This window comes from Oceanibaculum pacificum (genome assembly GCF_001618175.1).
Taxonomy (GTDB): domain Bacteria; phylum Pseudomonadota; class Alphaproteobacteria; order Oceanibaculales; family Oceanibaculaceae; genus Oceanibaculum; species Oceanibaculum pacificum.
This window is the reverse complement of record NZ_LPXN01000120.1, coordinates 1-25,300: the sequence shown is the minus strand read 5'-3', so window position 1 is coordinate 25,300 and position 25,300 is coordinate 1. Positions and strand designations below refer to the sequence as shown.

The 25,300-nt window shown below is 66.0% G+C and carries 28 protein-coding genes; 12 read left to right on the top strand and 16 right to left on the bottom strand.

From position 1 onward, the window contains the following. Positions 1–44 precede the first annotated feature (44 nt). Positions 45–944, bottom strand: coding sequence for a DMT family transporter (locus AUP43_RS12335; RefSeq protein WP_067557394.1), 900 nt, complete (start codon positions 942–944; stop codon positions 45–47). Positions 945–1,136: 192 nt separating this feature from the next. On the opposite strand from AUP43_RS12335, the gene AUP43_RS12330 reads away from it, so the two are divergent. After that, a complete protein-coding gene (locus tag AUP43_RS12330) occupies positions 1,137–2,231 on the top strand; it encodes a hypothetical protein (protein ID WP_067557391.1) in 1,095 nt (364 codons plus the stop codon). Between the two features lie 3 nt (positions 2,232–2,234). Here AUP43_RS12330 and AUP43_RS12325 read toward each other — a convergent pair whose 3' ends face one another. From AUP43_RS12325 to AUP43_RS12285, 9 genes are read right to left on the bottom strand one after another with little or no spacing between them, the layout of a single operon-like run. Further along, on the bottom strand, positions 2,235–2,654 hold the full coding sequence (locus tag AUP43_RS12325; RefSeq protein ID WP_067557384.1) for an MAPEG family protein: 420 nt from the start codon (positions 2,652–2,654) through the stop codon (positions 2,235–2,237). A 12-nt stretch (positions 2,655–2,666) separates the two neighbouring features. Beyond that, on the bottom strand, positions 2,667–3,083 hold the full coding sequence (locus AUP43_RS12320) for an ATP-binding protein (protein ID WP_067557382.1): 417 nt from the start codon (positions 3,081–3,083) through the stop codon (positions 2,667–2,669). A 12-nt stretch (positions 3,084–3,095) separates the two neighbouring features. After that, positions 3,096–3,812 carry an amino acid ABC transporter ATP-binding protein gene (locus AUP43_RS12315; RefSeq protein ID WP_067557380.1) on the bottom strand — a complete coding sequence of 239 codons (717 nt, stop codon included), beginning with the start codon at positions 3,810–3,812 and terminating at the stop codon, positions 3,096–3,098. Then, positions 3,803–4,483 carry an amino acid ABC transporter permease gene (locus tag AUP43_RS12310; RefSeq protein ID WP_067557378.1) on the bottom strand — a complete coding sequence of 227 codons (681 nt, stop codon included), beginning with the start codon at positions 4,481–4,483 and terminating at the stop codon, positions 3,803–3,805. Before AUP43_RS12310 ends, AUP43_RS12315 begins: the two co-directional genes overlap by 10 nt. Beyond that, positions 4,480–6,126: an ABC transporter substrate-binding protein/permease gene (locus AUP43_RS18705; RefSeq protein WP_084462776.1), complete on the bottom strand. Its 1,647-nt coding sequence runs from the start codon at positions 6,124–6,126 to the stop codon at positions 4,480–4,482. Before AUP43_RS18705 ends, AUP43_RS12310 begins: the two co-directional genes overlap by 4 nt. After that, positions 6,119–7,009: an amino acid ABC transporter substrate-binding protein gene (locus tag AUP43_RS12300; RefSeq protein ID WP_067557375.1), complete on the bottom strand. Its 891-nt coding sequence runs from the start codon at positions 7,007–7,009 to the stop codon at positions 6,119–6,121. Before AUP43_RS12300 ends, AUP43_RS18705 begins: the two co-directional genes overlap by 8 nt. Positions 7,010–7,026: 17 nt before the next feature. Further along, positions 7,027–7,860, bottom strand: coding sequence for a class I SAM-dependent methyltransferase (locus AUP43_RS12295; protein ID WP_067557372.1), 834 nt, complete (start codon positions 7,858–7,860; stop codon positions 7,027–7,029). Positions 7,861–7,875: 15 nt separating this feature from the next. Beyond that, positions 7,876–9,831, bottom strand: coding sequence for a PP2C family protein-serine/threonine phosphatase (locus AUP43_RS12290; protein ID WP_067557369.1), 1,956 nt, complete (start codon positions 9,829–9,831; stop codon positions 7,876–7,878). 46 nt (positions 9,832–9,877) lie between these two features. Continuing rightward, the gene (locus AUP43_RS12285) at positions 9,878–10,213 is read right to left on the bottom strand and encodes an STAS domain-containing protein (protein ID WP_067557366.1); all 336 of its coding nucleotides are present in this window, start codon (positions 10,211–10,213) and stop codon (positions 9,878–9,880) included. A gap of 458 nt (positions 10,214–10,671) precedes the next feature. On the opposite strand from AUP43_RS12285, the gene AUP43_RS12280 reads away from it, so the two are divergent. Further along, on the top strand, positions 10,672–11,571 hold the full coding sequence (locus AUP43_RS12280) for an HD-GYP domain-containing protein (RefSeq protein ID WP_067557363.1): 900 nt from the start codon (positions 10,672–10,674) through the stop codon (positions 11,569–11,571). A gap of 71 nt (positions 11,572–11,642) precedes the next feature. Then, positions 11,643–12,992, top strand: coding sequence for a globin-coupled sensor protein (locus AUP43_RS12275; protein WP_067557360.1), 1,350 nt, complete (start codon positions 11,643–11,645; stop codon positions 12,990–12,992). A gap of 97 nt (positions 12,993–13,089) precedes the next feature. Here AUP43_RS12275 and AUP43_RS12270 read toward each other — a convergent pair whose 3' ends face one another. Genes AUP43_RS12270 through mtnA form a run of 3 tightly spaced genes read right to left on the bottom strand, consistent with a single transcriptional unit; the run spans position 13,090 to position 16,181 of the window. Next, positions 13,090–14,406, bottom strand: coding sequence for an aspartate aminotransferase family protein (locus tag AUP43_RS12270; protein ID WP_067557357.1), 1,317 nt, complete (start codon positions 14,404–14,406; stop codon positions 13,090–13,092). A 12-nt stretch (positions 14,407–14,418) separates the two neighbouring features. Continuing rightward, complete coding sequence (locus tag AUP43_RS12265) at positions 14,419–15,072, bottom strand: class II aldolase/adducin family protein (RefSeq protein ID WP_067557354.1); 654 nt, start codon at positions 15,070–15,072, stop codon at positions 14,419–14,421. Next, positions 15,069–16,181: an S-methyl-5-thioribose-1-phosphate isomerase gene (gene mtnA, locus AUP43_RS12260; RefSeq protein ID WP_067557352.1), complete on the bottom strand. Its 1,113-nt coding sequence runs from the start codon at positions 16,179–16,181 to the stop codon at positions 15,069–15,071. The genes AUP43_RS12265 and mtnA overlap by 4 nt, the downstream gene beginning before the upstream one ends. A gap of 109 nt (positions 16,182–16,290) precedes the next feature. Here mtnA and purB point away from each other — a divergent pair, with 109 nt between their 5' ends. Next, positions 16,291–17,592, top strand: a complete 1,302-nt coding sequence (gene purB / locus AUP43_RS12255; protein ID WP_067557350.1) for an adenylosuccinate lyase — start codon at positions 16,291–16,293, stop codon at positions 17,590–17,592. Between the two features lie 133 nt (positions 17,593–17,725). Here the strand turns inward: purB and AUP43_RS12250 are convergent, their stop codons facing one another. After that, a complete protein-coding gene (locus AUP43_RS12250) occupies positions 17,726–18,046 on the bottom strand; it encodes a DUF1476 domain-containing protein (RefSeq protein ID WP_067557349.1) in 321 nt (106 codons plus the stop codon). 138 nt (positions 18,047–18,184) lie between these two features. Here AUP43_RS12250 and AUP43_RS12245 point away from each other — a divergent pair, with 138 nt between their 5' ends. Then, on the top strand, positions 18,185–18,940 hold the full coding sequence (locus tag AUP43_RS12245; RefSeq protein WP_067557346.1) for an NRDE family protein: 756 nt from the start codon (positions 18,185–18,187) through the stop codon (positions 18,938–18,940). Here AUP43_RS12245 and AUP43_RS12240 read toward each other — a convergent pair. Next, positions 18,937–19,230: a helix-turn-helix domain-containing protein gene (locus AUP43_RS12240; RefSeq protein ID WP_067557344.1), complete on the bottom strand. Its 294-nt coding sequence runs from the start codon at positions 19,228–19,230 to the stop codon at positions 18,937–18,939. The two genes, AUP43_RS12245 and AUP43_RS12240, sit on opposite strands and share 4 nt — an antisense overlap. A gap of 1 nt (position 19,231) precedes the next feature. Beyond that, positions 19,232–19,570, bottom strand: coding sequence for a type II toxin-antitoxin system RelE/ParE family toxin (locus AUP43_RS12235; protein WP_067557341.1), 339 nt, complete (start codon positions 19,568–19,570; stop codon positions 19,232–19,234). A 192-nt stretch (positions 19,571–19,762) separates the two neighbouring features. Between AUP43_RS12235 and purC the strand changes: the two genes are divergently transcribed. From purC to grxD, 7 genes are all read left to right on the top strand, one after another. Continuing rightward, a complete protein-coding gene (purC, locus tag AUP43_RS12230) occupies positions 19,763–20,527 on the top strand; it encodes a phosphoribosylaminoimidazolesuccinocarboxamide synthase (RefSeq protein ID WP_067557338.1) in 765 nt (254 codons plus the stop codon). 46 nt (positions 20,528–20,573) lie between these two features. Further along, positions 20,574–20,816 (top strand): phosphoribosylformylglycinamidine synthase subunit PurS, encoded by a 243-nt coding sequence (purS, locus tag AUP43_RS12225; protein ID WP_067557334.1) that lies wholly within the window; start codon positions 20,574–20,576, stop codon positions 20,814–20,816. Positions 20,817–20,829: 13 nt separating this feature from the next. Next, on the top strand, positions 20,830–21,453 hold the full coding sequence (locus AUP43_RS12220; RefSeq protein WP_067557331.1) for a class I SAM-dependent methyltransferase: 624 nt from the start codon (positions 20,830–20,832) through the stop codon (positions 21,451–21,453). 144 nt (positions 21,454–21,597) lie between these two features. Continuing rightward, a complete protein-coding gene (purQ, locus tag AUP43_RS12215) occupies positions 21,598–22,287 on the top strand; it encodes a phosphoribosylformylglycinamidine synthase subunit PurQ (protein ID WP_067557329.1) in 690 nt (229 codons plus the stop codon). Between the two features lie 32 nt (positions 22,288–22,319). After that, positions 22,320–24,545 carry a phosphoribosylformylglycinamidine synthase subunit PurL gene (gene purL / locus AUP43_RS12210; protein ID WP_067557327.1) on the top strand — a complete coding sequence of 742 codons (2,226 nt, stop codon included), beginning with the start codon at positions 22,320–22,322 and terminating at the stop codon, positions 24,543–24,545. A gap of 28 nt (positions 24,546–24,573) precedes the next feature. Beyond that, positions 24,574–24,810, top strand: coding sequence for a BolA family protein (locus tag AUP43_RS12205; RefSeq protein WP_067557325.1), 237 nt, complete (start codon positions 24,574–24,576; stop codon positions 24,808–24,810). Between the two features lie 55 nt (positions 24,811–24,865). Continuing rightward, positions 24,866–25,201, top strand: coding sequence for a Grx4 family monothiol glutaredoxin (grxD, locus tag AUP43_RS12200; protein ID WP_067557323.1), 336 nt, complete (start codon positions 24,866–24,868; stop codon positions 25,199–25,201). The last annotated feature ends 99 nt before the right edge of the window (positions 25,202–25,300 follow it).

Sequence of the window (25,300 nt, the reverse complement as noted above, 5' to 3'; positions counted from 1 at the left end):
GCGTCAGCAGGCGTCTCGAAGCATACGGCCGCCTACGACTACCCCTATGCCCGCGCGTCGCGCTGCGCCAGGAAGATGCCCAGGAAAATCGCCGCCATGCCTGCCCAATGGTACCAGAACAGCCGCTCGCCCAGCATGATCACGGCCAGCAGCGTGCCGAACACCGGCACCAGATAGATGAAATAGCCGGCCGTGCCCGGCTCCGTCGCCTCGATGCCCTTCTGCCAGAAAATGAAGGCCAGCACCGAGGGGAACAGCGCCAGGAAGGCGATGCCCAGCAGCATGGCCGGGTCGCTGTCCAGGCTGGGCCACCAGGAGCCGAAGAACATCGCCTCCACCGCGAAGCCCAGCGCCAGCACGACCCAGCCGGCGATGAACGCGGCCAGTTGCAGGCTGAACGGGTGCATCTCCAGCTTAACCTTGGCGATCAGCACCGAATAGAGCGCCCAGCAGAACATCGCCAGCAGGATGATCGGATCGCCCGGGTTGAACTGGAAATCCAGCAGCACCGCCAGGCTGCCCCGCGCCACGATCAGCCCCACCCCGGCCAGGCAGACCGCCACGCCGGCGATCCGCTTGCCGCCGATGGCATGGCCCAGCACCAGCTTGGCGACGATCAGGATCATGATCGGCATGGTGCCGTTCAGCAGCGAAAGATTGGTCGCCGTGGTGAAGGACAGGCCGACATAGACCAGCGTGGTGAAGCCCGCGACCGACAGGAAGCCCAGCCCCAGCACCGCGCCGTAATGCCCGCGCATCGCCCGCCGCTCGGCCAGCAGGCGCGGCAGGGCCACTGGCAACAGCAGGATCAGCGCCCCGGTCCAGCGCCAGAAGGACAGGCTGATCGGCGTCACGCTGTCGACCATCAACCGCCCGATGGCCGGGTTGGTGGCCCAGAACAGGGCCGCCAGGGCCAGCAGCCCATATGCCTGCCGTCGCGTCACGCTCCCCCCTTTTCGCGTCTGTCTCCTCCGCATCCTGCGGAGAAAGCCGGGCAAAGGCCAGACCGGCCGGCGCATGGGAGCATCCCGGCCCCATCGGACGGAATCGCCGCGATCGGGCCGTGAGAGGATCACTGGTAAAACCCTGCCCGCACAGGCAAAATATTGGCAGAGGGTGGGAATTATCCGACAGACATGACCGCGCTATCGCCGCAGATACAGAGGCTTGTCCAGCTGCAAGACCGGTTGATCGAGGGTTTCGCCGCGCTGCTCGACGGCCGGACGCTGCCTCGGCTGGCCATCCTGCTGCCCGACCTGGCGCATCATGCCCAGCTCTGCCACCGCATCGCCGCCGTCGGCAAAAGCTCCGGCGTTGGGACAGCGGCGGCGGGAACCGCCAAGCTGCGGGAGATTCTGCTCGACCGGCTGACGCCCGAGCTGTTGATCATCCTGGACGATGTCGGCCGTTCGGAGCATGCTGCCGACACCCCGCATTTCGGCCGGATGAGCGCCATCGACGCTGGGGATGTAGTGAGCGCCATCGCCGATTGGGAGCGGATCGCCTTCTCCACCAGCCAGACGGCCCGCCTCCAGCATGAGACCGCCCGCCGCCTGTGCACCCGGATCGTCAAGGATGCCGGCGACTTCGCCACCAGGCTGGAGGCGGCCGACTATGCCGAGCTGGGTCAGGCCGCGGCGCTGATCCTGCGTATCGAGACCGCTGGCCTGGTGCTCGATTCGTTGCGCCAAGGCGCCTTGTCGGTGGAGCTGAAACGCACCTCGCGCCGGCTGGCGCGGCTGGTCATGCGGTCGGTCGGTCGCACCGTCCGGGACTATCTGAAAAGCCGGGACATGGCGGGGCATTTCGACGTCTCCGCCGTGCTGGCGGAAATCGACGATCTGCTGCTGGTGCTGCTGCGCATCATGGATGGCGAGCGCGAGGAGGCGCAGGAAGGCGCCGGGCATCCCTTCATCATCTCATTGGGCGAGGATACGCTCGCCACCTTCAAGGCGGATATAGAGGCGCTGCTGGAGCATTACCTCGCCATCGCCGGCCGCGCGCTGACCAATGAGACGGTCAGCCCGAAAGTCGTCGAGATATTCGCCCTACATATCGCCACCCTCTTGCAGATGCTGAACGCCTTCAGCAATGCCGGCGGGCAACATAAATTCCGCGTGCTGGCGCAGCAGGCCCGGCTGCGGATCGCCGAGGCGGCGCAATCCGCCGAAGGCCTGCCCGGCACAGCCAAGAGCCGCGAGAAGATCGCCCTGCTGCGCGCTGTCCTCTGAGGGTCAGGCCGCCAGAATCCGTATGGCGAAGATGATCCACATCGCCACCAGCGCCAGAATGCCGATGAGATAGAAGCCGAAACGCAGGCTGAGCTTGTTGCTGGTGGTGAAGATCGCCGCATGGCCGAGGCGACTGACCACAAACACCCAGGACAGGATCACGAACAGCAGGTCGGTCTGCCGGGTGATCATCGCCAGGGCGACCAGCGCGTAGAACAGCACCGGCGCCTCGAACTGGTTCTTGAAGCAATTGCTGAGCAGGGTCGGCTGGCGCGGCCATTCCGCCTGCAGCGTCGCCTGGTCGATCACCTTGATCTCGCCGCGCCGGGCCGCGCGCAATCGTGAGCCCCCCAGCCAGAACCCCAGCGCGAAGACCAGCGCCACCTGGACGAAGACCGGCAGCAGCACCGCCTGGACCGACATGAATTTCCTTCCCTAACGCCGTTTCACGCAAAAGATGCGGTTGCGGTCGCCCGACCGTTCGTAGCGCATCTCGTCCATCAGGCTCTGCACCAGATGAATGCCGAGGCCGCCGATCGGCCGATCCTCGATCTCGCCATCCAGCGGCGGATCGCGTTCCTGCGTCAGCGGGTCGAACGGCACGCCGTCATCGACGATCTCAAGACGAAGCTGCGCCGCATCCGCCTCCACCACGATCTGGATCGTGCCCTGGCCGCCCGCCGGATAGCCGTAGGAAATGATGTTGGTCACCAACTCGTCGACGGCAAGCTCCAGCGCGTAGGCGGCATCGGGGGCCAGTCCGGCGATTTCGGTCAGCCGCTCCAGCTCGCCCACGATGGCGGGGATCGCCTCGCGGTCGTTGGGAATGGAGATATCGATCCGCTCCGCCATCGCGCCCTCTCCCTAGCTTGTCGTGGTCTCCGCCGCCATTGGCCGCTCCAGCGCGCCCAATGCGCCCCGATCGAGATAGCCCACCCGGTCGGCCACGCTGGCGACAAAGCGCGAATCGTGGCTGGAGGCCAGGAAGCTCATGCCGCCCGCCGCCATCTCGCGCAGCAGGGCGGCGACCGAATCGACCATGCGTGGGTCCAGCGCCGCCGTCACCTCGTCCAGCAGCACGATCCTCGGGTCCATGGCGAGGGCGCGGGCCAGCGCCACGCGCTGCTGCTGGCCGGCCGACAGCTCGCCCGGATAGCGCAGCGCCAGCCCGTCCACCTCCAGCTTCACCAGCAGAGCGCGCGCCTTCTCCTCCGCCTCCGCCTTGCCGCGGCCCAGCACTTGGCGCTGGCCCATGGTGATGTTCTCCAGGGCCGATTTATGCGGAAACAGGCTGTAGCGCTGGAACACCGTGCCGACATGCAGCCGCAGCGCCTGCTTGTCCAGCGCCGGGCTCGTCACCTCAAACCGGTCGACCTGGATGCGCCCCGCATCCGGCTCGGTCAGCGCGTTCACCAGGCGCAGCAGGGTGGTCTTGCCGGCCCCCGACGGCCCGGTGATGCAGACCACCTCGCCCTTGCCGACGGTGAAGGAGACATCCTGCAGCACCACCGTCTCGCCAAAACGCTTGGAGACGCCCTCGAACAGAATGGCCGGCGATGCGGTTTCGTCGGTTACTGCCATTTGCGCCTCTCGAACCAGCGGGTGATGTGGGAAAACGGGTAGCAGAACAGGAAAAACCAGCACAGCACGTAGAAATACATCGGGATCACCAGGCCGGGATCGGTGATCGATTCCATCGCGATGGTGGCGCTGGACAGGATTTCCTTCACCCCCACCATGGACGCGGTGGAGGACGCCATGACGATGACCGCGAAGTAGCTCATCCAGGGCGGCAGCAGCATCGGCGTCGCCTGCGGCAGAATCACCGAGGTCAGCGTCTGGTAGCGCGTCAGCGGCAGCGCCTCGGCGGCGTCCCACTGGTCGCTGTGGATGTTGCGGACCGCGCCATAGACATTGTCCGACATGAAGCCGATCACCGGCATCGACAGGCCGACCACCGCCTTCACCCAGCCGGGCAGCGGAATCGTGTAGCCGCCACCCAGCGGTATCTCGTAGGGCAGCAGATAGGCCAGGTAGAACAGCAGCACCAGCGAGGGCGTGTTGCGCAGGAACTGCGTCGCCCCCCAGCACGCCTTGCGCACCCAGGGCCGCGTCGATATCCGCCCCAGCCCGACACCCATGCCGACCGCCGTGCCCAGCCCCATCGCGCCCAGGCTGATGACGATGTTCATCAGGAAGCCCAGCGCCAGCGCCGGGGTCCAGTACCACAAGGTGGCCAGGGTCGCGCTCATGCGGCGCCCGGAATGCGCAGGCGGCGTTCCAGCCGGTGCATCAGATAGACCAGCACCGAGACCAGCAGGAAGAAGGTGACGAGCAACACGTTCATCATCTCGACCGTGTTCCCCTCCTCCGGCCAGATCTGGTTGGTGACGTAGAGCAATTCCGGCACCGCGATGGCGGAGGCCAGGCCCGTCGCCTTCACGATATTCACCAGATTGGCGTTCAGCGCCGCCAGGCAGTTGCGCAGCGCCAGCGGCAGGATGATCAGCACATAGGCCTTCAGCGGGCTGTAGCCCAGGGCGGCCGCCGAATCGTGCACATCCTGCGATACCGCGTCGATCCCGGTGCGGAAGATCACCGTGTTCGAAGCCCCGGCATAAACGCCCAGCGCGATCACCGCCCAGGTAAAGCCGCCCAAGAGCGGCGTCTCCATGCCGTTCGAGGCCTGCACCAGTGGCAGCATCGCGCCGATGCCGAAGAAGAAGAAATAGAGCTGCACCAGCGGCGGCGTGTAGCGGAAGAACTCGACATAGGCGGTGGCGATCCAGCGCACCGGGGCGAAGCGCAGCCCCAGCAGCCAGGCGCCGATAATGCCGATGGTCACGCTGAGCAGGATGCAGCCCAGCGCCAGCAGGATGGTGTTGCCCAGCCCGCGCAGAAACTGCTCGCGGTCATAGGGATCGTACAGGATGGTGAGGTTCATGCCGGCCGATTTCAGCCAGCGTTCCAGCGCCCCCGGCTGCCGGACGGCGACCTGCTGGGTATCGATTCGCGTCGGCCGGCAATCGGCCGGGTACTGGCCATCGGCGCCGCGCCGGCACAGGAAATCGCCGCCGGCCTCGCGCTGGTTCCACAGCCGGGTCATGGTGGCCAGGAAGGCGGTCTGCTTGATGCCCCATTTCGCTTCCAGCTCGACCAGATAGCCGCTGCGGTGCCAGTCCGCCACCGCGTCGGAAACCAGCCGCTCCAGGTCCGTGCCCATCGAGGCGTGGCGCAGGCCGATGGCCCAGCCGGTCTCGTCGAGCGTCGGCAGCGGCATGGTGTAGCCCTGCCATTCCGGGCTCAGCAGATCGGCGGCGATGGCCGAATCGTCGAACAGGAAGCCGATGCAGCGCCGGTCCTGCAGCGCGAACTTGGCCGATTGCGTCTCCTTGAAAATGCGCAGATCGAGGTCGTAGCGCCGCGCCACCGGCTTATTGAAATAGGCTCCCTGCTTGGCGCAGACGGTGGCGTTCTCCATCTGCTCCCAGCGGGTCAGCTGCAATTCGCGGCTGGCCATCAGATTGACGCCCGAGGCGTAGTAATGCGGCTCCACCATGCCGACGATGCGCCGCCGGCTGGCGCTGTCGCCGGCTGTGGCGATCATGATGTCGATCTGCCCCTGGCGCAGCGCCTCCAGCCGGTTGGCGGATTGCACGGCGACCAGTTCCACCGGCACGCCGATGCGCTGTGCGAGGTCGCGCGCCAGGTCGATCTCCATGCCGATCAGCCGGCCCTGCCCGTCGCGGAAGCCCCAGGGCGGATAGTCGGCCTTCACGCCCACCACCACCTTGCCCTTGTCGCGCAGCGCCGCCAGATCGTCAGCCGCCTGCGCCGGCAGCGCAGCCGCCAGCAGCAGCGCGATCAGCCCCCAGCGCCGAAGCCGGTCACTCATCGATCCAGCTCCGGATCTCGGTAAGGTGTCGGATCGCCTCCTGATTTAGCGGGTAGTGCAGATCGCCGTCCGGCCCGAACCATTTCTGATAAATCTCGAAATACGGGCCGCGATATTCCTCCACCCCCTTCATCAGCCGCACCAGCGTGCGGTCGATGAAATCGCGCCAGGGCGAATCATTCTGCGGCAGGATGCAGGCCATCGGCTCCGCATTCAGGTAATCCGCGCGCGGCAGCACGACATAGCGGCCAGGCTGGCTGGCGCGGCGCTGCAACCCGCGCAGGATGATGGAGATGTTGGAGATGCCCTCCACCTCGCCGGCCTCCAGCGCCGCCATCGCCTGGTTCATATCGGCGAACGGCACGATCTCCGCGCCCGGCACCGTATTGCGGATCACGGTGATGGTGGAACTGTTGGCGATCACCCCGACGCGCTTGCCCTGCAGCGCCGGCAAGCCGGCCAGGCCGAATTGCCGCTCGGTCAGGATGCGGGTGCCGTTGAAGAAGATGGTCAGGCTGAAATCGATGACGGCGTCGCGCGCCCAGGTCTTGCTGGCGATGTCGCAGCTAATATCGAGCGAGCCGTCCGCCACCTTGGAGATGCGGCTCTGCGCGTCCACCTGGATAATCTCCAGCGTGATCTCGCGGTCCAGCCGCTGTTCCAGCGCACGGTGAAAGGCATGGATCAGATCGACCGAGAATCCCGTAAACTGCCCGCTTGCGTCGCGAAAGGCGAAGGGCCGCACGAGATCGCGCGTGCCGGCCTTCAATACGCCGGTGCGCGAGACCCGGTCCAGAACCGATTCGGCCGCCGCCGGCAGGGCGGCGCACAGCAGGGCCAGCAGGCCCAGCCCCAGCGTCAGCCCCCTCCAATGTCTCGCCATCCCCGCTTCCCTTTCCGTCAGGTCCTGGCGGTCGCCAGGATGCCGTAGCCCAGCGCCAGCGGCGTCACGCCATAGAGCGCCCCATCCACCGCCCGCCAGAAGCCGGACCGGGTGACCGCCGATTCCGAGAGCACGCTTTCCACCCGCATCCGGATATCGCCGAACCCCGCCTCGCGCAGCTCCGCCGACAAACTCTCCGGCGTGTAGAGATGATAGAACAGCTCGATCCGCTCCTTCCCCGCGCCGCGCGAATAGAGGATGTCGCCCTCCTCCAGCGCCGGGGCTTCCGGCGTACCGGCGGCGCGCAGCGCGTCATGCTCGCGCTGCTCGGTGCGAAACCGGCGATTGGCGTTCGGCACGCTGATCACCAGCCGCCCCTCGCCCTCCGCCGACAGCAGCTTGCGGATGCGGCGCAGGATGGCGATGCGCGCCGCCCGCCCCGGCACATGGCCCAGCACCCCGAACATGATCAGCGCCAGATCGATCGGCTGGCCGTCGGTGTAATGCTCGGTCGGACCTTGGACCAGCCGCACCCGCGCGCGCGCCGTCTCGCCCGCCAGCCGCGTGCGCAGGCCAGACAGCGCCATCGGGCAGATGTCGTAGCCATAGATCGTCGCCTCGGTGGTGTGCAGCAGCGGCAAGGTATAGCGCCCGTCGCCGCAGCCGAAATCCAGGATGCCGCGCGCCTTGCCGCCAACCTCCAATATCGCCGCCAGGCTGCGCGGATTATGCCGGGGATAGCGCCGGTCATAGAGGCCGCTGGCGTAATAGCGCTCATAGGAGCGCGCGATCATCGGCTCGATGCCCAACCCGTCCATGTCGTTCATTCGCATCGCATTCTGCTCTGCCATAAAACTCATCCCGCCTTATGCATCCGGTCCGTTGTAACGCAGCGCCAGACAGGTCAGATCGTCCGACTGCGGCGCTGTATCGCTGAACGTGGCGACGCTGGCGACCACCCGGCCGGCCAGCGTCTCGATGGGCACCGCCTCGCCGCCGACAAGGGCGGCTTCCAGCCGTTCCTCGCCATATTCCTGATCGGCCGGGTCGAACGCCTCGGTCACCCCGTCGGTGAACAGGAATAGCGAATCGCCGGCCGCCAGGGTGACGCTCTTCTCCGCGAAGGGCATGCCGTCCAGAATACCCATGGCCATGCCGCCGGTTACCGGCAGCGCCTCGATGGCGCCGTCGCGGCGCACGATATAGGGCGGGTTATGCCCGGCATTGGCGTAGGTGAAAGTCCCGGTCCGGGCGTCCAGGATGCCGTAGAACACGGTGACGAACAGCTCCAGCGGGTTCTCCTGGCAGACCAGGTCGTTCGCCTGCGCGATGCAGTCGCCCGGCGTGTCGGTCTTCTGCGCCACGCTCTGGATCACGGTGCGCGACACCGCCATGAAAAAGGCCGCCGGCACGCCCTTGCCCGACACATCGGCCATGACCAGGGCGATGCGATGCTCGTCCAGCATAAAGTAATCGTAGAAATCGCCGCCGACATGGCGCGCCGCCTTCATCATCGCATAGCCGTCGAAGCGCGGATCCTGGGGGAAGGCGGCCGGCAGGATGGCGGTCTGCATGTTCTGGGCGAGCAGCAGCTCCTGCTCGATCTGCGCGTTGGCGACTTCGAGCAGCTCGTTCTTCTCCTCCAGCTGCCGGGTGCGCACCTTCACCAGCGCGTCCAGCTCGTCCTGGCGGGCGAAGACCTCCTTGGCCATCTGCTCGAACACCCGGGCGAGATTGCCGAACTCGTCCGGCCGCACCGCCACCGCGCCAAGCTGCCCGCGCACGAAGCGCTGCTGCTCCACCGCCGCCGCCGCCTCACTGATGCTGGCCAGCGGCCGGCTGAGCCGGTGCGAGAACCAGGTCGCCGCCAGGATGCTGGCCAGCAGCACGGCGCCGGCGACGATGGCGGTATAGATCAGGCTGGATTTCATCAGCCCCTGCAAGCCGTCGGTCGGCAGGCGCAGCAGGGTGGCCCCGATGGGGCCGCCATCGGGGCCGGGGATCGGGGTGACCACCACCATGTTCGGGCCAGCCAGCCAGCTTGTCGTATCGCCGCTGCGGATCGAGGAATCCAGGGCGACGCGCTCCCGCTCGTCCGGTTCGCGATTGACATCCGCGCCCAGCAAGGCGCCCTGGGCCAGCGGCTGGAACTGATAATCGAACACCCAGATCGCGTTCACCCGGCCGCTATCCAGCAGGCTGCGCACCACCTGGTTCAGCCCGATGCGGTCGACGATGCCCTTGATGAAATCGAAGTCGTAGCCGACCAGCGCCGCCCCGGTGCCGCCGACGCCGCGCACGCCGGCATATTTGAAGCGCTTGCCGTCCAGGTCGCGATCGATGCTTGGGCCAGCCAGGGCGAATTTCTCCCCCGACAACAGGCTCCAGAAGGGCGAGAAATGCGGGTCGCGCTCCGCGTCCGGCAGAATCTGGAACGCAACGTCTGGCAAGCTGTGATAGGTCGTCCAGCCGGTGGCGTCGATGCCCCATATCTCGCTGAGCGAGGTGCGCGCGGTTATCTCCATCAGCCGGTCGTTCATCTCGGTCGCGCTGATGCCGGCCTTCTCCGCCACATCGAACAGATGCGCGGCCAGCAGCGCTTCCGCCACCATCTGCCGGCCGACCACGCGCTCGATCTCTTCTGGCACGCTGTTGGCGACGGCGGCGGCCTGGGCCAGCACGCGGGCAATGCGGTTACCGTCCGCCTCGGCCTGCACTAGGATCGCTTCGCGCGCCTGCCAGCCGAGCGAGCCCGCCAGGGCCAGAATCGCGGCGCTGAGCAGCCCGATGATCAGGATGATTAGCCGGCCCCGCAGCGACATGGTAAGCGACCCGAATCGTTATGATCGGAAGGGCGACGGCCGCGCCTCAGGCCGTGGCGGCAAGCGCTGCCTGTTGGTCCGGATACACCGTGAAGATCGACAGGAACCCGCTGATCTCGAACACTTTGGCGATATTGTCGTTCAGCCCGCAGAGGGCCATCCGGCCCTTGGCGGCCTTGACCCGCTTGGCCGCCATCAGCATGACCCGCAACCCGGCCGAGGAAATGAAGTCCAGCGCCGCGAAATCGACCAGTATATCGGTCTGCCCGGCCTCGATACGGCCGAGAATGTGCTTTTCGAATTCCGGCGATGTGGTGCTGTCCAACCGTCCGGCCACGGTGACGATCAGGATGGTCCCGTGATTGCTTTCGCCGATCTGCATCTGCTGTCCCCGCACTGCTGAAAAGCCTGTGGCGTGAGCGCTGCGCCCGCCCCCGGGAAACGCCCAAACATCAGGTCTGTAAAGACTTTATCCGAATTTTCGGTACCCTATCCCAACTCTCCGCGCTTGGCGACATGCATAAGATTAAAAGTCGGAAAGGGAAGGCCCTTGTGAGCCGGAAAGGGGGAATTTGCAAAATTTCGCGCGCTGGCGGATTTTTTTACGACCTTGCAAATGGCTCTCAACGGGCCGGACGGGCAAATGCTTGATTCGGCAGTGAAACGCAACCTATGCGCGATTGGTATTTACAAAGCTATGCAGGCTTAAGTTAAATAGAATTTTAATTATTTGCGCTTAATCTTCTCTTATGCAGGGAAGGCGGTGACTTCATCGCCTGCGGTCACACCCGATGCTTCCTTGCGTTACGTCCATGAGTTGCATGGATTCAGAGGGATGACATGCAAGCAACCAGCAATGGCGGCAACGCCGGCCCGGCCCGCCACCCCAGCGCCATCGATATTCATGACTGCGCCCACCGCATCATGCTGGATTTCGAGATCGCCATCGACGAGTTGTCGGCGCATAGCAAGCTCAGCACCCTGCAAATGGGCTTCCTCACCGATCTGCTGGACCAAATCCGTCTGGATGGGCTGGCCTGCGGCCAGGCCGGCGACTGCCCCGGCCGGCGCTTCAACGGCTCGCCCGCCTGCCTGACCACGGCCAATGCCGCGCGCCTGATGTCCTGGCGCCGCCACCTGGAATTCGCCGAGATGGCGGGCTTGGACCGCCCCACGCTGCAAGGCATGTTCGGTCACCGCTCCGCCATGTTCATCGCCATGCTCGATACCGCCACCCATGAGGAGCGCGTCGGCGATCTGGCCTGGCACCTGGCCCGGGATATCGGCCTCAACGAGCATGACGCGGCCACCGCCGCGCTGGGGGCCTGCTATCACGATATCGGCAAAATCTGCATCGATCGCGGGCTGATCGACAAGCCCGGCGCGCTGACCGCCGACGAGAGCTCCGCCGTTTCGCTGCATACGCTGCACGGCGCCAGCCTGTTGCAGCATTGCGACCATCCGGTCGCCGCCACCGTGCGGCTGGTGGTCCGCCATCATCACGAGACCATGGATGGCAGCGGCTATCCGGCGGGCTTGTCGGGGCAGAACATTCCCATCGAGGCGCGTCTCTGCGCGGTCGCCGATATCTTCGACGCGCTGATCAGCGACCGCCCTTATCGCGCCGGCCTGAGCACTGCCCAATCCTGGGAGATTATCGAGCGCGCGCAGAGCAAGTTCGACCCGGAGATACTGAAAGCCCTCAAGCATCGTATCGATAATCCGGGTGAAATCCGGTAGTTTTATTAGTAAAATTTCAACTACTGGTATATATATTGCCGTTAGAACGGTTGGGATGAAAGGGGCTGACCATGTCCACCAATAATGATATCGCCGAGCGTCTTCAGTTCTTGATCATCGACGCCAAGACACGCGATGTCCTGCGTCAGATCAAGCCGATGGTGGAAAGCAAGCTGCCGGGGCTGCTGGACGAATTCTACGCGCATATCGCCAAATTCCCCGCCGTCGCGCGGTATTTCGCGAACCCGGAGGTCCGCCGCCACGCCCAGGGCGCGCAGTTCCGTCATTGGCAGCTCATCCTGTCCGCCACTTTCGACGAAACCTATGTCGCCTCGGTCCGCAAGATCGGCATGGCGCACAACCGGCTGGGGCTGGAGCCGCGCTGGTATATCGGCGGCTATGCGCATTTGACCTCCGCCCTGCTGCGCACGGTCAGCGAGACCTTTGCCGACAGCGCCTTCTCCAAGGGCAAGGCGGCGCAGCGCGGCGCGGCGCTGGAAGCGCTGAACAAGGTGGCGCTGCTCGACATGGATTTCGCCATCTCGATCTATCTGGAGGAAGGCCAGCGCGAGAAGGAAGCCATGCTGGCGAAGATCGCCAGCGACTTCGAGAACGGCGTCGGCGCGCTGGGCCAGAACATCACCCGGTCGGTGACGCAGATGACCAGCGGCGCGCAGTCGCTCTCCGGCATCGCGGCGGACACCACCCAGCAGGTCGGGATCGTGCAGAGCGCGGCCGAGACCACGGCGTCCAACGTGCAGACCGTCGCCTCGGCGGCGGAGGAGCTGACGGCCTCGATCCGCGAGATCGCCGGCCAGCTCGAAACCTCCACCCTGGCGTCCCGCGAGGCCGTCACCGCCGTCAGCGAGACCGAGAAGACGGTCGGCACCCTGACCCAGGTATCGCAGAAGATCGGCGAGATCGTCTCGATGATCCAGGATATCGCCAGCCAGACCAACCTGCTGGCCCTGAACGCCACCATCGAGGCGGCGCGCGCCGGGGAGGCCGGCAAGGGCTTCGCCGTCGTGGCGTCGGAGGTGAAGGCGCTGGCCAACCAGACCGCGCAGGCGACCGAGGAGATCGGCAACCAGATCGACCAAATCCAGGGCGTGACCAAGGAGACGGTCGGCGCCATCTCCGAAATCTCCACCCGGATCAACCGGATCGACAACATCATCGCGACCATCGCCGCCGCCGCCGAGGAGCAGCAGGCCGCGACCTCGGAAATCTCCCGCAATATCCAGGAGGCCTCGCGCAGCACCCAGCAGGTCAGCGAGGCGATCCAGGGCGTCAGCTCCAGCTCCCGCGAGACCGCCGACATGGCCAGCACGCTGCTCGCGGCCAGCCACGACATCACCACCCAGACCCAGTCGCTGGATCACCAGGTCGGCGACTTCCTGCAGCGGGTGAAGGCCGCCTGACCCCGCTTTATCCGATTCCTGTTCCCCTGGAAGCGATTCCTCCCGCTTCCCCTGCCTGCCGCTCCCGGCTTCCGTCGGGGGCGGCTTTTTTTTCTAGCTAGGCGGTTGGTTCGATCAGGCTGCGGCGTGTCTCCAGCATCTCGGCAAAGGCCTCGACAAGCCCGTCCAGGTCGCTGTCGGTCATCGGCAGGGACAAATTGATCATGCCGCGCCGCGCGATGTACTGGCCGGCCGCCAGCAGGTCGAAATGCAGCAAGTCACGCAGCGCCTTAGGCATCGTCACATCGCCCGGGCGGCGGACCGGGCCGCCGGCGACATGCAGGCACATCATCGAGCCGCGACCGGTGACCTGCACCGGCAGGCCCAGCTTCGCCGCCGCCGCATTCAGCCGCAGGCGCAGCTTGTCGCCGCGCTTGTTCAGCGTCACGGCCGTCTTCGGCGTGTAGATCTGCGTCAGCCCGGCCAGGCCGGCCGCCATGGTCAGCACGTTATTGTTGAAGGTGCCGGCATGCGGCCAGGCATCGGCGCGGCGCGGATCGAACCGGTCCATGATGTCGGCCCGGCCGCCGAACGCCCCGAAGGTCAGGCCGCCGCCAAGATACTTGCCCAGCGTCACCAGGTCCGGCGTCAGCCCCAGCGCGCCATGCAGCCCGCCGGGCGCCAGGCGGGAGGTCATCACCTCATCGAAGATCAGCAGCGCGCCGGTCTTCTCGGTGGCGACGCGCAGCGCCTGCAGGAATTCCAATTCGGCCGGGATGCAGCCGCCGGAGCCCAGCATCGGCTCCACGATCACCGCCGCGAGGTCGCCGCCCAGCGCGGCGATCAGCGCCGTCGCCCCCTCGGAATCGTTATAGTCGGCCAGTTCGATCGGGAAGGGCGCGTTCAGCGGGTTCGGCCCCGCGAAATACAGCACGCCGCCATGATAGCCGCCCTTGAAGGCCACCACCTTCTGCCGCCCGGTGGCGGCGCGCGCGGCGGACAGGGCGAACAGATTCGCCTCGGTCCCGGAATTGCAGAAGCGGATGCGCTCCACCGCCGGAAAACGGTCGCACAGGGCCGCCGCGAAGCCGGCTTCCAGCAAATTCGGGCCGCCCAGCACGATGCCCTCCGACAGGGCCGCCTCCACCGCCCCCTGGATCACCGGGTTGGAATGGCCGTACAGGCCGGCGGTATATTCGACCAGGAAGTCGGTATAGGCATGCTCGTCCGCGTCCCACACATAGCACCCCTCGCCGCGCGCCAGGGTCAGCGGAAACGGATCGTAGAACAGGACGGTGCGGGTATTGCCGCCGGGCATCACCTCGGCGGCGCGGGCGTGCAGCCGCCGGCTGGTCGGGTTGGCGGCGACGAACCTCTCCTCCGCCTCGCGCAGCGCCGCCTCCAGGGTGACGTTGGTGCCGGTCGCGAGACTCATGGGAAGCTCCCTTTATTCCGGTGATTGCCCGTAGCGCATCCGTCCGAAGCGTTCCAGCACCGCCGCCATCTCCGTATCCGACAGCAGGTTGGGTTGGCCGATCTGCAACGCCCGCCAATATTGCGCGGCCAGCGTCTCGACCTCAACGGCTAGATCGAGCGCCTTCTCCAGGCTTTCCTCCAGGCAGATCATGCCGTGATTGCCCAGCAGGCACGCCTTGCGCCCGTCGAGCGCCGCCACCGCATGGTCGGAAAGCGCCTGCGTGCCGAAGGTGGCATAGGGCGAACAGCGGATATCCACCCCGCCGGCCATGGCCACCATGTAATGGAAGGCCGGTATGCCCTTGCCCAGGCAGGCCAGCGTGGTGGCGAACATCGAATGGGTGTGCAGCACCGCCCCGGCTTCCGGCCGCGCCCGCAGGATATCGCGGTGAAAGCGCCACTCACTGGACGGACGTCGCGCGCCGGTCGGGGCGCCGTCCCAATCCAACCGCACGATGTCGTCGGGCCGCATCGCCGCATAGGCCAGGCTGGAGGGGGTGATCAGCAGGCCAGCATTATCCGCCAGCCTGACGCTGGCATTGCCGGACTTGCCCTGATTGACGCCCAGTTCGTTCATCCGGCGGCAGGTGTCGATCAGCGCCTGCCGCAGATCCCGCTCGCTCATTCCCCCGCCGCCTTCAGCCGCATTTCAGGGAATAAGGCCAGCAACCCCTCGCGGCTCGGCTCGGCGATGCCGCGCTCGGTGATCAGGCCGGTGACCAGCCGCGCCGGTGTCACGTCGAAGGCCGGGTTGGCGGCGGGGCTCTCCTCGGGCGTCACGCGCACCGGCAACACCACTCCCTCCTCGCTCCCTTCCTCCACCCGGCCCCAGACATGGGTGACCTCGCGCGCGTCGCGCTGCTCGATGGGAATGGCGTCGCCGCTCGCCAGCGACCAGTCGATGGTCGGCGACGGCAGGGCGACATAGAAGGGCACGTCATTGTCGCGCGCCGCCAGCGCCTTCAGATAGGTGCCGATCTTGTTGCAGACATCGCCATTCGCGGTGGTGCGGTCGGTGCCGACGATCGCCATATCGACCTCGCCCTGCTGCATCAGATGGCCGCCGGCATTATCCGCGATCACCGTGTGCGGCACGCCGTGATTGGCCAGCTCCCACGCCGTGAGGCTGGCGCCCTGATTGCGCGGCCTTGTCTCGTCGACCCAGACATGGACCGGAATGCCGGCATCGTGCGCCTGGTAGATCGGCGATGTCGCCGTGCCCCAATCCACCGTCGCCAGCCAGCCGGCATTGCAATGGGTGAGGATGTTCACCGGCCTGCCGGGCCGCGCCAGCTTTTCGATCAGGCCAAGCCCGTGCCGGCCGATGGCGTGGTTCATTGCCACATCCTCCTCGGCGATGGCCCCGGCGCGGGCGAAGGCCGCCGCCGCCCGTTCCGCCGCCGGCAGCGGTGTCAGCGTCGCGCGCATATCCTCCAATGCCCAGCGCAGGTTGATCGCCGTCGGCCGGGTCGCCGCCAAGCTCTGGCAGGCCTTGTCCAGGGCCTCGTCGGTGGCGTCGCGGCGCAGCGCCAGCCACACGCCATAGGCCGCCGTGGCGCCGATCAGCGGCGCGCCGCGCACCAGCATGGCGCGGATCGCCAGCGCCGCCTCCTCCAGCGTCTCCAGCCGCACCAGGGCGAAATCGTGCGGCAGCCGGGTCTGGTCGATGATCTCCACCGCCCTGCCATCCTGGGTCGCCCGGATCGGCCGCATCGGCTGTCCCTTGACCTTCATGCTGCCCCCTTGCGCTTACGGTCGGATTCAGTATAGCCGCAGCCACCGGATTGCTATACTCCGGCAATAAATCACCCCTGCACGACCCCGCAACGATAAAGACAGGCCTATGATCCCGCGTTATTCCCGTCCGGCCATGACCGCCATCTGGGCGCCCGAGAACCGTTTCCGCATCTGGTTCGAGATCGAGGCGCACGCCACCGACGCGCTGGCCGAACTGGGCGTGGTGCCGAAGGAGGCCGCCAAGGCGATCTGGGAACGCGGGCGCGGCAAGGTCGATCCGGCGCGCATCGACGAGATCGAGCGCGAGGTGAAGCACGACGTCATCGCCTTCCTGACCAACCTGGCCGAGCATGTCGGCGAGGAAGCCCGCTTCGTGCATCAGGGCATGACCTCCTCCGACGTGCTGGACACCTGCCTGAACGTACAGCTCTGCGAGGCGACGGATATCCTGCTGGAGGATATGGACCAGCTTCTGGCCGCCCTGAAGCGCCGGGCCTACGAGTATAAGGACGTGGTCTGCATGGGCCGCAGCCACGGCATCCATGCCGAGCCGGTGACCTTCGGGCTGAAGCTGGCCACCTTCTACGCCGAGTTCAAGCGCAACCGCGACCGGCTTGCCGCCGCGCGCGAGGAGATTGCCACCTGCGCGATTTCCGGCGCGGTCGGCACCTTCGCCAACATCGACCCGCGCGTCGAGGCGCATGTCGCCAAGCAGCTGGGGCTGACGGTGGAGCCGATCTCCACCCAGGTCATCCCGCGCGACCGGCATGCGATGTATTTCGCCACCCTAGGCGTCATCGCCAGCTCCATCGAGCATCTGGCCATCGAGATCCGCCATCTGCAGCGCACCGAGGTGCGCGAGGCCGAGGAATATTTCTCGCCCGGCCAGAAGGGCAGCTCCGCCATGCCGCACAAGCGCAACCCGGTGCTGACCGAGAATCTGACCGGCCTCGCCCGGCTGGTGCGCGGCATGGCGATCCCGGCGATGGAGAATGTCGCCCTATGGCACGAGCGCGACATCAGCCATTCCTCGGTCGAGCGGATGATCGCCCCCGACGCCACCGTGACGCTGGATTTCGCGCTGGCCCGGCTGACCGGCGTGATCGACAAGCTGGTGGTCTATCCCGACGCCATCGAGAAGAATCTGAACCAGCTCGGCGGGCTGGTCTTCTCCCAGCGCGTGCTGCTGGCCCTCACGCAAGCCGGGGCCAGCCGCGAGGATTCCTACCGCCTCGTGCAGCGCAACGCCATGCAGGTCTGGGAGAAGGGCGCCAACTTCCTCGATCTGCTGAAAGCCGATACGGACGTGACGGCCAAGCTGTCCCCCGCCACGCTGGAGACGCTGTTCGACATGGGCTACCACACCAAGCATGTCGACACGATCTTCCAGCGCGTGTTCGGGGAGTAGGGAACGGACGGCCCGGCACGACGCCATGAGCCGGTCCCTAAGAGTCATCCCCCAAGACTGTTACCCTCGGGATTGACCCGAGGGGCCGGGGGTCCATGCTTCCGCTTACTGGATGTCGGTCGAGTTGGGTGGCCTACTCCGTCGTCATCTGCTGCTGCGCCTCGACGAGCAGTTCGTCCATCTGTTTGACCAGCCGGTGTTCGGACATCTCAACACCGGCGGCCTGGAGGTCGGCGAGCAGCTTTTGCACCACATCGTCATGGCCCGGCTTCTCGAAATCGGATTCGACGACCGACTTGGCGTATTCGTCGGCATCCGGTCCGGTCTTGCCCATCAGTTCGGCCGCCCACAGTCCGACCAGCCGGTTGCGGCGGACGATGATCTTGAAGCGCAGCTCCGCATCATGCTTGAACTTGTTCTCGAAAGCCTGCTCGCGTTCCGTGAAAGACGCCATCCGCTCAACTCCACTATTCCGAGACATGGACCGGCAGACGCGGTATCGCGCCGCCCCCTTCCCATATAAGAAAGACCCGACCCAGCGCCAACCGGCATTGCGGTCGATCAATCCGATTTCATCCAGCGGTAGCTTTTCATGTGCACCCTTGTTCTCCTGCATCGTCCCGGCCATGCCTGGCCCGTCCTGATCGGCGCCAATCGCGACGAGATGGCCGGCCGCCCCTGGCAGCCGCCGGCGCGCCATTGGGACGACCGGCCGGAAATCACCGCCGGCCTCGATGTGCTGGCCGGCGGTAGCTGGCTGGGCATGAACGATCATGGCGTCGTCGCGGCGATCCTGAACCGCGTCGGCACGCTGGGCCCCGCCCCCGGCAAGCGTAGCCGGGGCGAGCTGGTGCTGGACGCGCTGGACCATGCCGATGCGGCGAACGCCGCCGACGCGCTGGCCTTCCTGGACCCGGCCGCCTACCGCCCGTTCAACATGATCCTGGCCGATAGCGAGGGGGCCTTCTGGGTGCGCAGCCTGGGCGAGGGTAGAATCGACGTCGCCATCGTGCCGCCCGGCCTGCACATGCTGACCGCGCGCGATCTCGACGATTTGGAAAGCCCCCGCATCGCGCGCTACCGTCCGCTGTTCGAGGCCGCCGCGCCGCCCGATCCAGAGGCGAATGACTGGGCCGCCTGGCAGGCCCTGCTGGCCGACGCCGGGCATGACGAGACCACCGGCCCGCGCGGCGCGATGACGATCCGCACCGATACCGGCTTCGGCACCGTCTCCTCCTCGCTGATCGCCCTGCCCGCCTTGTCCGAGGAACGCCCGGCCCGCCCCCTCTGGCTGTTCGCCCCGGGCGCGCCGGACGCCGCCAGCTTCACGCCGGTGGGGTTGGATTAAGCGGCATGCAGCGCCCGCTGCACCGCCTCCGGCTCGCGCTCGATAACCCGCAGCAGCAGGCGCGCTGCCCGGTCGGGCTGGCGTCGTCCCTGCTCCCAATCGCGCAGGGCCGAAAGCGCAAAGCCATAGCGCCGGGCGAACTGTTCTTGCGACAGCCCCTCCCGGCGGCGCAACGCCGGAATATCGACGCTTTCCGGCACATGCACGGCGAATCCCTCTGCATTCCCGCCCTCGGCATAGGCCAGCGCCTGCCGTGCGCTCGATAGCAATCTCTGACCTGCCTTGCTCATTTCATCGCCTCCGATAGGCTGCTGCGATATGTCCCAATATCTGACGCAGCGCATTACGCTCTGCCATCGATAGGTTGACCCGGTCACCCTTGGCGAACAAATTAAGCAGGAAAATCGGCATTTTCTCGCCGGCATAAAAGGTGATCACCCTGTAGCCGCCACTCTTGCCTTTGCCGCGGCCGGCGAACCGAATTTTCCGCGCCCCGCCCGTACCAGGAATTTCCACGCCCGCCAGCGGATTGCGCGAGAGATAATCGACAACTTCGCGGCGCTCTTCGGCTGACATTCCCGCCATACGCACATCGCGGATAAAATCGGGCGTTTCAACGACGGTGTGCATCGGCCGCACTATACGGCATTGCCGTATATAAGCAAGAAGGCTGGATTAAACCTGCGATCCATTCACTTACATTGTTTCGCCCTGCTCTTCCTGCTATAGGGAGGCGATAGCGGCGTGCCCCGGCCGGGGAGTCGGGTATGAGCGCCGCCAGATGCCCTTTCCGGGCTGTTTTCTTCTTCGAGGTTCATCGAAATGGCCAGACGCAGACGGATCTATGAGGGCAAGGCCAAGGTCCTGTTCGAGGGCCCGGAGCCCGGCACGCTGGTCCAGTACTTCAAGGACGACGCGACCGCCTTCAACAACCAGAAGCACGGCGTCATCACTGGCAAGGGTGTGCTGAACAACCGCATCAGCGAGTATCTGATGCTGCGCCTGGCCGAAATCGGCATTCCGACGCATTTCGTGCGCCGGCTGAACATGCGCGAGCAGCTTGTGCGCGAGGTCGAGATCATCCCCATCGAGGTGGTGGTGCGCAACGTCGCCGCCGGCTCGCTGGTGAAGCGTTTCGGCGTCCCCGAAGGGCAGATCCTGCCGCGCTCCCTGGTCGAGTATTATTACAAGTCCGACGCGCTGGGCGACCCGATGATCTCGGAAGAGCACATCACCGCCTTCGGCTGGTCGACCACGCAGGAGATCGACGACATCCTGGCGCTGTCGCTGCGGGTGAACGACTTCCTGTCCGGCCTGTTCCTGGGCATCGGCCTCCGGCTGGTCGACTTCAAGCTGGAATTCGGGCGCTTCTACACCGAAGAAGAGATGCGCATCGTGCTGGCCGACGAGATCAGCCCGGACAATATGCGGCTGTGGGACGTCAAGACCAACGAGAAGCTGGACAAGGACCGCTTCCGCCAGGATCTGGGCGGGGTGAAGGAAGCCTATCAGGAAGTGGCGCGCCGCCTGGGAATCCTGCCCGAGGGCGGGCCAACCGACCTGAAAGGCCCGAAGGTCATGCAGTAACGGGCCGCCGCCCGTCTCCCATTCCGATCAAGACAGGAAGAGTTTCGTGAAGGCCAAGGTTCACATCACCCTGAAGACCGGCGTGCTCGACCCCCAGGGCAAAGCCATCGCGCATGCGCTGGGCTCGCTGGGGTTCGGCGGCGTCGACGAGGTCCGCCAGGGCAAATATATCGAGCTCGACCTGGCGGAGACAGACCCCGCCAAGGCCAAGGCCGCGGTCGACGACATGTGCAAGAAGCTGCTCGCCAACACGGTGATCGAGAATTACACCGTAGAGGTCGTAGGCTAAGGCTGCGGCTGGGTTGCGGCAAAAGGCGGATAAGCAAGATTACAAGGCGCGCCTCGACGCGCTCTACCTGCCTCGTCTGGCAGAGCACGGTCTCGGCCCGCAGGCGCAGGGCTGGCCCTCGCGCCTGGAACAGATGGTACGCTTCGCCGCGCTGACCGGTATCGGCCTGTCTCCCGGCGATAGCGTGCTGGATGCCGGCTGCGGCCAGGGCGACCTGCTGAAGCATCTGGAGGAGCAGGGCTTTCAGGGCCGCTATTTCGGCATCGACCTGCTGCCGGAAATGATCGAGACGGCGACGGATTTGCGCCCGCCCCCCGGCATCGACGCCTGTTTCGCCGTCGCCGACCTGGCCGATGCGCCGCGCCATTGGCGGGCCGATGTGGTGCTGGCCAGCGGCATCTTCGTGGTGATGACCCAGGACGAGGCCCAGGCCGCGCTTGCCCAGCTCTTCGCCGCCTGCCGCCGGGCCTTCGCCTTCACCTGCCTGTCCAGCTGGGACCCGACGCCCAATGCCGAGGGGTATCTGCGCCTGGACCCGGCCGAAACGCTGAATTTCTGCCGCAGCCTCACGCCGCGCGTACTGCTGCGCCACGAATATTTCCTGACCGATTTCACCGTCTATCTGTATCGGGAGTGACGCCGAGGAAAGCGGCGCGCGCGATGCGACATCGTAGCGTCACGAAAACCCGGCGCAGCGCCATCCCGCCCTTGCCTTTCGGGCGCGCTGCGCATAGGTTCGGCTTCGTTTCCGGACCCCGTCGCACAAGGGGGCGACCGCGCCATGAAATCCGCCATCATCGTCTTCCCGGGCACCAATCGCGAGCAGGATATCCGCGTCGCGCTGCGCCAAGCTTCAGGCACCGATCCGCTGCTGGTCTTTCATTTGGAGACCAGCCTGCCGGAGGTCGATCTGATCGTATTGCCGGGCGGCTTCGCCCATGGCGACTATCTGCGCTGCGGCGCGATGGCCGCGCGCTCGCCCATTGTCCAGGACGTGGTCGCCAAGGCCAAGCGCGGCGTGCCGGTGCTGGGCGTCTGCAACGGCTTCCAGGTGCTGACCGAGACCGGGCTGCTGCCGGGTGCTCTGATGCGCAACGCCGATCTGAAATTCGTCTGCCGCAATGTCGATCTGCGCGTCGAGACCAGCCAGTCGATCTTCACCAGCGGCCTGTCCGAGGGCGAGGTGATGAACGTGCCGGTGGCCCATCACGACGGCAATTACTTCGCCGATCCGGAGACGCTGGACCGGCTCGAAGGCGAGGGCCGCGTGGCCTTCCGCTACTGCGCCCCGGGCGGCGCGGTGGACGGTACCGGCAATCCGAACGGCTCGGCCCGCAACATCGCCGGCATCTTCAACGAGAGCAAGACGGTGCTGGGCATGATGCCGCACCCGGAGGACGCCGTGGACCCGCTGCATGGCGGCACCGGCGGGCGCGGGTTGTTCGACGGCATCGTGCGCGCGCTTTCCTGATTCCTTCACACGCTTAACGGGAACCATCTGGCATGACCGCATCCGAGGCCAGCCGGCGGAACATCGCCATTACCCCCGAAATCGTCGCCGAACACGGGCTGACGAAAGAGGAATATGATCGCGTCCTGAAGATCATGGGCCGCGAGCCGACGATCACGGAGCTGGGCATCTTCTCGGTGATGTGGAGCGAGCATTGCTCCTACAAATCCTCGCGCATCTGGCTGAAGACGCTGCCGACCAAGGGCCCGCGCGTCATCCAGGGGCCGGGCGAGAATGCCGGCGTGGTCGATATCGGCGACGGGCAGGCGGCGATCTTCAAGATCGAGAGCCACAACCATCCCTCCTTCATCGAACCCTATCAGGGCGCGGCGACCGGCGTCGGCGGCATCCTGCGCGACGTGTTCACCATGGGCGCCCGGCCCATCGCCAACATGAACGCGCTGCGCTTCGGCGAACCCAGCCATCCCAAGACCAAGCATCTGATCTCCGGCGTCGTGTCGGGCATCGGCGGCTATGGCAATTCGGTCGGCGTGCCGACGGTGGGCGGCGAGACCAATTTCGATCCGTCCTACAATGGCAACATCCTGGTCAATGCGATGACCGTGGGCCTGGCCCACACCGACCATATTTTCTATTCCAAGGCGGCGGGCGTGGGTAATCCGGTGGTCTATGTCGGCGCCAAGACCGGGCGCGACGGCATCCACGGCGCCACCATGGCCTCGGCCGAATTCACCGACGACAGCGAGGAGAAGCGCCCCACCGTGCAGGTCGGCGATCCCTTCACCGAGAAGCTGCTGATCGAGGCCTGCCTGGAACTGATGCAAGAGGACGCCATCGTCGCCATCCAGGATATGGGGGCGGCCGGCCTCACCTCCTCCTCGGTCGAGATGGCATCGAAGGGCGAGCTGGGCATCGAGCTGGAAATCGACCGCGTGCCGATGCGCGAAACCGGCATGACGCCGTATGAGGTGATGCTCTCGGAAAGCCAGGAACGCATGCTGATCGTCCTGAAGCCGGAGGCGGAAGCCAAGGCCAAGGCGATCTTCGAGAAGTGGGAGCTGGATTTCGCCGTGATCGGCCGGCTGACCGACAGCGGCAATCTGGTGCTGAAGATGCACGGCGAAACCTATGCCGACATCCCGGTCGCCCCGCTGGTCGCCGAAGCGCCGGAATATGACCGGCCGTGGGTGCCGACCGAAAAGCCGGCCCCGGTCGCCGCTGCTGACCTGAAGCGCGACATCGGCGTGCTGGACGCGCTGAAGGAGCTGGTCGGCGGGCCGCACCTCTCCAGCCGTCGCTGGATCTGGGAACAGTACGACCATCTGGTGATGGGCAACACGGTGCAGCGGCCGGGCGGGGACTCCGCCGTGGTGCGCATCGACGGCACCGCCAAGGGCATCGCCATCACCACCGACTGCACGCCGCGCTACTGCTACGCCCATCCGGAAACCGGCGGCGCGCAGGCGGTGGCGGAGAGCTGGCGCAATCTGACCGCCGTGGGGGCGGAGCCCATCGCCGTCACCAACAACCTCAATTTCGGCAACCCGCAGCGCCCGGAGATCATGGGCCAGCTTGTCGGCTGCATCAAAGGCATGGGCGATGCCTGCCGGGCGCTGGATTTCCCGGTCGTGTCGGGCAATGTGTCGCTCTATAACGAGACCAACGGCAAGGGCATCCTGCCGACTCCGGTGATCGGCGGCGTCGGCCTGCTGCCGGACGTGGCCCGGCAGGCCACCCTGGCGCTGCGCAAGGCGGGCGAGACGCTGGTGCTGATCGGCGACCATGCCGGCTGGCTGGGATCGTCGCTCTATCTGCAGGAGATCGAGGATCGCCGCGAGGGCGCGCCGCCGCCGGTCGATCTGGCCGCCGAGCGCCGCAACGGCGATTTCGTGCGCGCGCAGATTCGCGCCGGCGCATTATCCGCCGTGCATGACCTCTCCGATGGCGGCCTGCTGGTCGCGGTCGCTGAGATGGCGATGGCCGGCCGCCTGGGCGCCACGCTCGACCCCACCGCCATCGGCAAGGAGCTGACCGCCTGGTGCTTCGGCGAGGATCAGGCGCGCTATGTCGTCGCCACTGCCAATCCGGACGCCCTGCTCGCCGCCGCGAAGGCCGCCGGCGTGCCGGCCGCGCGCGTCGGGTCGACCGGCGGGGCCGAATTGACAGTGGCCGGCGTCGGTGCCATATCGGTGGAGACCCTGCGCACGGCGCATGAGGGCTGGTTCCCGGCTTTCATGGCGGCGCAGACGACCGCATAAGCGACCGGAACGAAGGAGGAGACGGCGGATGCCGATGGACCTGGGCGAAATCGAGCGCATGATCAAGCAGGCGCTCCCCGATGCCAAGGTGACGATCGAGGATCTGCGCGGCGATGGCGACCACTACGCCGCCCATGTCGTCTCATCCGCATTCGTCGGCAAGAGCCGGGTGCAGCAGCACCAGCTTGTCTATCAGGCCCTGCAGGGCCGGATGGGCAACGAGTTGCATGCGCTGGCGCTGCAAACCTCGCTGCCGGACGCTTGAGAGAAGATATTTACCGGCCGGGGATGGTCCCCGCCGCACTGTGAAGGATTAGATCATGGACGCATCGATTCGCGACCGCATCCAGGGCGAGATCGACGCCGGCAGCATCGTCGTCTTCATGAAGGGCACGCCGAGCTTTCCGCAATGCGGCTTTTCCGCCGTCGTCGTGCAGGTGCTGAACCATCTGGGCGTGGACTATAAGAGCGTCAACGTGCTGGAAGACCCCTCGATCCGCCAGGGCATCAAGGATTTCAGCAACTGGCCGACCATTCCCCAGCTCTACGTCAAGGGCGAGTTCATCGGCGGCTGTGACATCATCCGCGAGATGTATGAAACCGGCGAGCTGATGGAACTGCTGAACACCCGCGGCATTGAGGTAGCGGTCGACTGACCGGCCTTGCCTGCTCCGTAAATCGAGAAAGGCCGCCCCCACGGGCGGCCTTTTCCTTTGCGGGATAGGCCCAGCTCGCCACCCGTGTCCTTCGAGACG